Annotated in this window: 5 protein-coding genes, 2 tRNA genes and 1 riboswitch; of the genes, 2 read left to right on the top strand and 5 right to left on the bottom strand. The window is 50.2% G+C overall.

All coding sequences use genetic code 11. From position 1 onward, the window contains the following. Window positions 1-259: 259 nt before the first annotated feature. Together GF404_05930 and GF404_05925 are read right to left on the bottom strand one after the other, a co-directional pair. Window positions 260-333 (bottom strand) — tRNA-Lys (locus tag GF404_05930). Window positions 334-361: 28 nt separating this feature from the next. Next, a tRNA-Lys gene (locus tag GF404_05925) sits at window positions 362-436 on the bottom strand. A gap of 176 nt (window positions 437-612) precedes the next feature. On the opposite strand from GF404_05925, the gene GF404_05920 reads away from it, so the two are divergent. Continuing rightward, window positions 613-2,619: an alpha/beta fold hydrolase gene (locus GF404_05920; GenBank protein MBD3381719.1), complete on the top strand. Its 2,007-nt coding sequence runs from the start codon at window positions 613-615 to the stop codon at window positions 2,617-2,619. Window positions 2,620-2,708: 89 nt separating this feature from the next. On the opposite strand, the gene thiC is transcribed toward GF404_05920, so the two are convergent. Next, complete coding sequence (gene thiC, locus GF404_05915) at window positions 2,709-3,980, bottom strand: phosphomethylpyrimidine synthase ThiC (GenBank protein ID MBD3381718.1); 1,272 nt, start codon at window positions 3,978-3,980, stop codon at window positions 2,709-2,711. 103 nt (window positions 3,981-4,083) lie between these two features. Next, window positions 4,084-4,177, bottom strand: a riboswitch (TPP riboswitch). A 210-nt stretch (window positions 4,178-4,387) separates the two neighbouring features. Here thiC and GF404_05910 point away from each other — a divergent pair. Then, on the top strand, window positions 4,388-5,398 hold the full coding sequence (locus GF404_05910; GenBank protein MBD3381717.1) for an NAD-dependent isocitrate dehydrogenase: 1,011 nt from the start codon (window positions 4,388-4,390) through the stop codon (window positions 5,396-5,398). A 4-nt stretch (window positions 5,399-5,402) separates the two neighbouring features. Here GF404_05910 and GF404_05905 read toward each other — a convergent pair whose 3' ends face one another. Both GF404_05905 and GF404_05900 read right to left on the bottom strand, forming a co-directional pair. Then, complete coding sequence (locus GF404_05905) at window positions 5,403-6,563, bottom strand: cystathionine gamma-synthase (GenBank protein MBD3381716.1); 1,161 nt, start codon at window positions 6,561-6,563, stop codon at window positions 5,403-5,405. Further along, the coding region (locus tag GF404_05900) for a pyridoxal-phosphate dependent enzyme (GenBank protein MBD3381715.1) at window positions 6,560-7,558 on the bottom strand (999 nt) is incomplete at its 5' end. The genes GF404_05900 and GF404_05905, both read right to left, overlap by 4 nt.

Raw genomic sequence — 7,558 nt, 5'->3', positions numbered from 1 at the left:
GTCCCGATCGATGTGGTCACCAGTACCAAGAAATTTGTCAATATCGACAAGCATTATAATATCAGCCGTCTGCGCCCGGAATACAAGAGCTTCGAAATGCAACCGCTGTTTATCATGACCAGCGAACGCTAAAACGAAAACAGATTGCAGTTAATTGACGGGGACAATATTATGTCCCCGTTTTTTTATTTCATGAATTAGATTATTTCAAGCCGGATGTCAAACGGGAATTGATTGGAGGCAGGTAGCAATAAAAAAATGCGCCATCAGGGAATCGAACCCCGGACCCGCTGATTAAGAGTCAGCTGCTCTGCCTAGCTGAGCTAATGGCGCATTTATCAAAAGATCTAATGTCAAAATTTGGTGAGGGTGGAAGGGATCGAACCTTCGACCCTCTGCTTAAAAGGCAGATGCTCTACCACTGAGCTACACCCCCAGCCAAAATAACAGCGCAAATATATACATATACGGCGCTTTGTCAAATATATTGAAGAATAATTTCGCATGTCAACCCATTTTTAGTCTTACCGCTTTTTATTCGGTTGATTCGATCGGGAATTTTTGCTTTTTTACAGACATAGGAAATTAACCAGATAAAACACTGGAGGTTAAATGAGTTTTCGCATAATCACAATGTGTCTGGCGCTTATAGCATTCAGCTTCACGTTCGCATCCGCCCAGTATCCGGAGCAGATCTCAGATATCCTGGAAGATGTCGATCCCTGGGTTACGACAGATACCGCGCGGATAATGGAATTCATCGACAGCACAAACCAGGCCGCACTGGATATGCTTCAGTCTTCCAGGCACTGGCAGGAAGTCGAAAAGGACCTCTCCTTCCTGCTCGGGATCGACCTGATCACCAGCCCGCAGATCGATAACACCGGCAGGATCTATTTCATGATGAGGCTGACAGGCGAGCAGAGCGCGCTCTTTTATGTTGACGAGCCGATGGGCTGGCCGATTCAAATCACGCCCAACAACTGGCCCAATGAGGGTACTATTATATCCGGTTACGATGTCCATCCTTCGGGCGATTATATAATCGTCAAAACCAACAAGTACGGCGACGAGATGCATGATTTGCACTATTTCGATCGTTTTGGCAAATTCAGACCGTTGCTGGTCAGCCGTGACCGTCGCTACACCGGCGTAATTCTGGATCGCGAGAATCCCGACCAGTTTTTCCTGTATCTCATGCAAGGCCCCAATATCCATTTCGCTCGCTACACTATCTCTAACGAACAGCTCGATACGGTTTACTATGAAGAAGGCTCGGTTTATCCTCTCGATTATCAAGACGATAAGTTAATGTTTGTGCGCTACAAATCATTTTCAGAGGTTCAGCTTGCCATGGTCGACCTCAAAACTGATGAAGTTACCGAGTTGTCCGACTGGACCCAGTTTTATGGCGCGACTTTCGTCGAAAACAACCAGGTGCTGGCCTTGACCTCGGCTAAATCCAAACAAGATGAATTTATGAAATTCTGCCTGATGGACCTCGATAAACCCAAAAAATGGAAAGTCGTCTACGATCCCAAGATGGCGGCCGACGGATTTCATTACAATCCCGCCAATGGTGTGGTCATCGCCACACTCAACAAGGATGGCTATTCGATGCTCAAGGGTTTCGAGCTGTATGGCAATGATTTCTCGGTGCCGGAAGTCCCGATCGGTGTTATCTATGAAATCACCAACCCGGCCCTGACCGGCAATGCCAACAACCAGTATGTATTCAGTTTTTCCTCGCCGAAAACTCCTCCCACGGTCTTCACCTTCAAACTTGGTGAAGACAAGATCCAAAAAGTCGGTGAGGTTTCGACTTTCGGCTTCGATTTCTCGGATATCGATGTGCGCGTGATTCGCTACGAGTCCGAGGACGGTACGATGGTGCCGTCTTTGATTTACAAGCGCAAAGATATTGAAAAAGATGGCACCAACCCGGCAATCATCAGCTACCACGGTGGTCCGCCGATGCAGAGTCGTCCCTGGTTTCAGCGCAATATCGCCTTTGCCCTGAGCCGTGGATTCGTGGTCATGTTTCCCAATGTTCGTGGTTCCTCCGGTTATGGTCCGGCCTGGGAGGAAGCCGACAATCGTGAAGGCCGATTTGAAGCCTTACAGGATGCTGAAGGTGCTATTGATTACCTGATCGATGAAGGCTACTCCAATCCGGACAAGATAGCTATCTGGGGCGGTTCCTATGGCGGTTACACGGTCAACTGGCTGGCCACCCACGCGTCCGACAAGATTGCCTGCGTGGTTTCACAGATCGCCATTTCCGACTTCAAGCATATGTTCGAATACACCGGCGTTCAGTCGTTTATCAAGGGCTACGAACTTGAATACGGCAAATCCGGTTCTGACTTGCTCGAACAGCTCTCCCCGATTAATTATGCCGATGATGTCGATGTCCCGATCCTGTTTAAGACCGGGTTTAACGATCCTCGTGTACCGCCCTCCGATTCACGGCGGTTCGCTTTTGTGCTCAAAAAACTGGGCAAGGATGTCTGGCTCTATGAAGAAGTCGAATCCGGCCATGGAGGTTCGAGCAAGGAGCAGGTCATCTTCGATTTGACCAGTTCCTATGTCTTTACGCTTATGCATGTTTCAGACTGATCAAGTAAACAGAACTTCAATTGAATAAAAAAAGCGCCGTACAAATATGCGGCGCTTTAATTATGGTACCATTGCAACAATACAGCAGATCAGACTTTAGGTTTATCGCGGTCGAGCATCTTGAGTGCGCAGAACTCACCGCACATCGAACATTCCTCGGTGCCGACATTGGTGCTGTCCTCACGATAGATGCGGGGTCTCACCGGATCGATTGCCATGGTGAACATTTTCTCCCAGTCGAAATCCGTACGAGCTTTTGAATATTCACGGTCATATTCAATTGCATGGCGGTTTCCGCGGGCGATATCCGCGCTGTGGGCGGCTATCTTCGAGGCGATTACCCCCTCGCGTACATCTTCTATCGAGGGCAGACGCAGGTGCTCTGCAGGGGTGACGTAACACAAAAACGATGCCCCGTAATATGCCGCCAGGGTACCCCCGATCGCCCCGGTAATATGATCATAACCCGGAGCGCAGTCGGTTGTCAAAGGTCCCAGCACATAGAAAGGCGCGTCGGCACAAATTTCCTGCTGAAGTTTCATGTTCTTCTCGATCTGATCCAGGGGCACATGACCGGGGCCTTCAACCATCACCTGCACACCTGCTTTACGGGCTCTTTTTGTCAACTCACCGAGCACCTTGAGCTCATGTAACTGTGCTTCATCTGTAGCATCAGCCAGCGAACCCGGCCGGAGACCATCGCCCAGGCTGAGCGTCATATCGTACTCGCGGGCTATCTCAAGCAGGTCATCGTAGCGCTCAAAAAGCGGATTCTCCCGCTTATGAAGCTTCATCCAGGCCGCCAGGAATGATCCTCCTCGGGATACTATTTTGGTCAACCTTTTTCTGACCAATGGTAAGGCGGCCCGGGTGATCCCGCAATGAACAGTAATGAAATCCACACCCTGCTTACCGTGCAGTTCGATTACTTCGAGGATTGAATCAGCGGTAACTTTCGTGAAATCCTCGAAATTCTTCTCGATCACATGGTAAATCGGGACGGTCCCGACCAGAATTTTTGAATTCGCGATGATCTCACTGCGAATATGATTCAGATCACCCGACGTGCTCAGGTCCATGATCGATTCCGCGCCCAGCTCCTCGACGACTTTTAACTTCATAAGCTCATGCTCGAGACTGACATTTTTGGGCGAGGTACCGATATTGGCATTGATCTTTACCTTGAGCGGTCGACCGATACCATAGGGATGACGGTTGATATGGTTCGGATTGGCAGGGATCACAACCACGCCCATAGCGACCATACGGCGAAGATCTTCTAAGTCGATGTTTTCATCGGCAGCCACGATCTTCATTTCCTCGGTTATTATATTCTGCAAAGCGGATTCAAGTTGTGTCATGGCAGTACTCCTTCGAAAAAACCCGGGGATAACGGTTGAAATCCCGAGTTAGAGCGGATAATTCGTCGGGGAGAGCAGGTGGCTGGAATCTCGAGAATGTCAAAAATGAACCCATCGAACTCCCTACGGCGGTACTATCCGCATCAGGTTCAAGGGGTATGATCTCAGGTCCACCGGGACCACCCCCGTCAGTTCCACTATACAATATACGAACCCAGACCGATATTTCAACAGGATTAATGAATTACATCAGTTTCTGCGAAATGAAAACAAATGAATCCCGTTTTTAGCGCGCTGAATCTCAAAAAATTCTAAGAGGACGGAAACTTTCCAGCTATTTTATATATTATAATACCAATCAAATTTGTATACTGGAGCTGACTATCGACTGTGGAAGGAACTGAGATATGGGTAACTACAAAGTGACATTGATTCCCGGCGACGGGATCGGGCCTGAGATTACCAAAGCGACAACTGACATCATTGCGGCATCCGGAGTAAAAATCGACTGGGATAGACAGGTGGCCGGCCTGGAGGCGATGCCCGAACATGGTGTCCCCTGCCCTGATCAACTTTTAGATTCTATCAAGGAAAACCGTGTGGCCCTGAAAGGCCCCTTGACCACGTTAGTCGGCAAGGGTTTCCGTTCCGCCAATGTTTCCCTGCGTAAAGAGCTTGAGCTCTATGCCAACCTCCGTCCGGTTCACAATATCCCCGGAGTGCACAGCCGTTATGATGATATCGATCTGGTGATTGTGCGCGAAAACACAGAGGATCTCTACTCCGGCATCGAGCATGTCATCGCTCCCGGGATCTCGCAGTCGATCAAAGTCATCACCGCCATATCCTCCAGTCGGATCGCCCGTTTCGCGTTCGAATACGCCCAGAAGATGGGGCGCAAAAAAGTTACCGCCGGACATAAAGCCAACATCATGAAGCTATCCGACGGCCTGTTTTTGGACAGCGCTACGGAAATCGCCAAGGAATTCCCCGAAGTCGAATTCAACGACAAAATCATCGACAACCTGTGTATGCAATTGGTAATGGATCCCAACCAGTTCGATATACTGCTTCTCTCCAATCTCTACGGCGACATCGTAAGTGACCTGGTGGCAGGCATGGTGGGCGGACTCGGTCTCGTGCCGGGAGCCAATATCGGCGACAAATACGCGGTCTTCGAGGCGGTCCACGGGTCCGCGCCGGATATCGCCGGTAAAAATATCGCCAACCCGTCGGCCATGCTGTTTTCGGCCCTGTTGATGCTTCGTCATTTCAATGAAGATGAGGCCGCTGACAGGATCTACAACGCTGTCAGCATAGTATACCAGGAAGGCAAAAATACCACTCGCGATGTCGGCGGGGAGGCTGATACCACACAGTTTGCAGAGGCGGTCATCAGAGAGATGGAGAAAGGGTGATCGATTAGAGTTTATTCAATGCTTCGTACAAATCATCCAGAAGATCATCGATATTTTCCAGGCCGACTGAAATCCGTACCAGACCATCGGAGATACCGGTCTTCTCACGCTCCTCTCTGGGGATCGAGGAATGAGTCATCACTGCCGGAAGCTCCACTAATGATTCCACACATCCGAGTGATTCCGCAAGCGTAAACAATTTCAAACTCTCGACAAATTTAGTCGCCCCGTTCAGATCGGTCTTCAATTCGAATGAAACCATACCGCCGAATCCGCTCATCTGTTTTTTAGCCAGCTCATGTTGCGGATGGCTTTTCAGCCCGGGGTAGATCACTTTCGCGACCTTATCATGGTTCTCCAGGTATTCTGCGATTTTGTGAGCGTTGTGCTCATGACGATCCATACGCAACGCCAGGGTCTTGGTCCCGCGCAGGATCATATAGCTGTCGAACGGCGAAAGGATCGCACCGGCGGCATTCTGCGTAAAGCGGATTTTCTCATGGATGCTGTCATTGGAAGTTGCAACCGCGCCACCCACAGAATCGGAATGACCGTTGAGATATTTGGTCGTGCTGTGGATCACAAGGTCTGCGCCCAGGTTTAACGGACGCTGAAAATAGGGGCTCATGAAGGTATTGTCGACCGCCAGCGGAATCCCTTTTTCTCTGGCTATTTTAGAAATCGCTTCGATATCGCAGATCTTAAGAAGCGGGTTGGTGGGAGTTTCGAGCCAGATCAGGGCGGTATTATCCTTGATCGCACTTGAGACATTGGACACCTCACGCGCGTCGATATAGCTGACCTCGATTTTGAAGTGATCATTAATGACCTGTGTAAAAAGCCTGCGCGTACCGCCATAGAGGTCATCGAAGGCGACCACGTGCTGGTCCGATTTCACAAGGGAAAGAATCACGGTCGTGGTGGCCGCCAGGCCGGAGGCGAAACAGATGCCATAACGGGCATCCTCCAGTGACGCCAATCTTGCCTCGAGCGCGTTACGGGTTGGATTTGCCGACCTTGAATACTCCAGTCCCCGGGGAGGTTTATCGATTTCATTTCTCGCAAATGTCGAAGCCAGGTGAATCGGGCTGACTACATCGCCGGTCCCGCCCTCGGCCAAATTCGGTTCTTCTCCGGCATGAATCGCGCGTGTTTCGAACTTCATGATTTATCCCCGTTTCCATTGCCGTTGTCAGACAGGTAGCCGTTTTCTTTCATCCACTCGTCATTGTAGATCTTGCTCAGGTAGCGGGTACCATGATCGGGCAGAATCACAACGATATTGGAGCCGGACTCGGCTGTCTCTGCCACCTTGAGGGCGGCATAGATCGCGCTTCCGGCTGATCCACCCGCAAAGAAGCCTTCCTCGCGTGCCAGGCGACGAGTGGTCAGAAACGACTCTTTATCATCGACCTGAATGATATCATCAATTAAACTGAAGTCAACCGCTTTGACCAGGTAATCCTCGCCGATACCCTCGACTTTGTAGACATGCGGATGGCCGATATCACCGGTCTTGAAATAGGGATAAAAAACCGACCCTATCGGATCGACCGCGATTATTTTTATCTCCGGATTCTTCTCCTTCAAATACCTGGCCACACCGCTCAAAGTTCCGCCGGTTCCGATCCCGGCCACGAAATAATCGATCGCGCCCCCGGTCTGCTCCCAGATTTCCGGCCCTGTAGTCATGTAATGAGCTTCTATGTTTTTCGGATTGTTGTACTGATCCGGATAGAATGCGCCTGGAATCTCCGAGGCCAGACGACGGGCGACTGAGTAGTAGCTTTCCGGTGAATCAGCCGGAACATCGGTCGGCGTAACGATCACCTCCGCTCCGTAGGCTTTCATCAGGTTGATCTTCTCGGTCGACATCTTGTCAGGAATGGTGATGATACATCGGTAGCCTTTGATAGAGGCGATCATAGCCAGAGCCGAACCGGTATTGCCGGAGGAGTTTTCGACTATCGTTCCGCCCGGCTTCAACAGGCCACTTCTCTCGGCGTCTTCGACTATATAAAGCGCCATACGATCCTTGACTGAGCCGGTCAGGTTGAAATACTCCAGCTTGGCCCAGACATTGACACCGTTGCCGTTGGTCATATGTTTGACCCTTGCCAGCGGTGTATTGCCGATCAGTTTGAGAACATCTTCAGAAGT

It is taken from the genome of Candidatus Zixiibacteriota bacterium, from assembly GCA_014728145.1.
Lineage (GTDB): Bacteria > Zixibacteria > MSB-5A5 > JAABVY01 > JAABVY01 > WJMC01.
This window is presented reverse-complemented; position numbering and strand designations above follow the sequence as displayed.